Raw genomic sequence first — 1,295 nt, forward strand, 5'->3', positions numbered from 1 at the left:
AAATGGTTAAACTTACCACTAAGGAGTTGATCGTTTATGCAAAGTAGTACGTTAGCTAAGGAATTAGCAAAAGATTGTCGTACAGTAGAAGATATCCAGGAAAAGATGAAAGAACTATTCAAGAATACTCTCCAAGAAATTTTTGAAGCAGAGATGGAAAATCATCTTGGGTATCCAAAGAATGATTCCAGAGGCATTAACACTGGTAATAGTCGTAATGGTTATAGTTCTAAAACCATTCAGACGCGTCACGGGAAGTCAGAAATAGATATACCTAGAGACCGCAATGGAGAATTTGAACCACAGATAATTAAGAAACATGAGACGACAGCAAATCAGTTAGAAGATCAAATAGTAGCAATGTATGCAAAGGGCATGTCCAACAGAGATATCGAAGACCACATGCAAGATATCTACGGTATTGATGTATCACCGACTATGGTTAGCAAAGTGACAGATAAGATCATGCCTTTAATTACAGAATGGCAATCAAGACCTTTAGATCGAGTTTATCCAGTAGTATTTTTAGATGCAATCCACTTCAAAGTGCGTCAGGATAGCAGGGTTATAAACAAAGCAGCGTATAGCGTATTAGGCATAACAATGGAAGGTAAAAAAGAAATATTAGGTATCTGGATTGGCGAACATGAAAGTGCTAAGTTCTGGCTTAGTGTATGTAACGATTTGAAAAATCGTGGAGTACAAGACATACTAATTGCCTGCAAAGACGGTCTAGCAGGCTTCTCAGAAGCTATATACGCTGTATTTCCTCAAACAGAAATACAGCTATGTGTAATCCATCAGATTCGAAACTCCTTAAGATATGTATCATACAAGGAACAAAAAGAGCTGATGCATGATCTCAAGAAAGTCTATCAAGCATTAACCCTTGAAGAAGCAGAATACTCATTTGAAGAATTTAAAAATAAGTGGGGTAAGAAACACCCCCTCATAATCAAGTCATGGGAAAACAACTGGCTTGAGCTAACAGCTTATTTTAAGTACCCGCACCCAATTAGAAAGATAATATATACAACAAATATAATTGAAGGATACCATAGACAACTACGAAAAGTGACCAAGAATAAAACCACATATCCTACTGACGAATCGTTAGTAAAAATACTGTACCTGGCAACAATGGAAGCTAGTAAGAAATGGACAATGCCTATTCGTACATGGAAAGAATGCATATCTCAGTTTGCGATTTACTTTGAGGAACGAATAGCATTAGAGCTAATGAAATGATGGGGCTTCGCCCCAGAGTTTATCGCTTTTGTTCTCCCAGAAGACAA

General features: G+C 37.2%; 1 protein-coding gene. It reads left to right on the plus strand.

What is annotated here, in order from left to right:
- Positions 1-36: 36 nt before the first annotated feature.
- Positions 37-1,248 (plus strand): IS256 family transposase, encoded by a 1,212-nt coding sequence (locus tag BHF68_RS07315; protein WP_069643004.1) that lies wholly within the window; start codon positions 37-39, stop codon positions 1,246-1,248.
- Positions 1,249-1,295: the final 47 nt, after the last annotated feature.

The organism is Desulfuribacillus alkaliarsenatis, assembly GCF_001730225.1.
GTDB lineage: Bacteria > Bacillota > Bacilli > Desulfuribacillales > Desulfuribacillaceae > Desulfuribacillus > Desulfuribacillus alkaliarsenatis.

What these genes read in the sequence shown, in the direction of transcription:
- BHF68_RS07315 (WP_069643004.1), top strand. Translation starts at nt 37, where the DNA reads ATGCAAAGTAGTACGTTAGCTAAGGAATTAGCAAAAGATTGTCGTACA.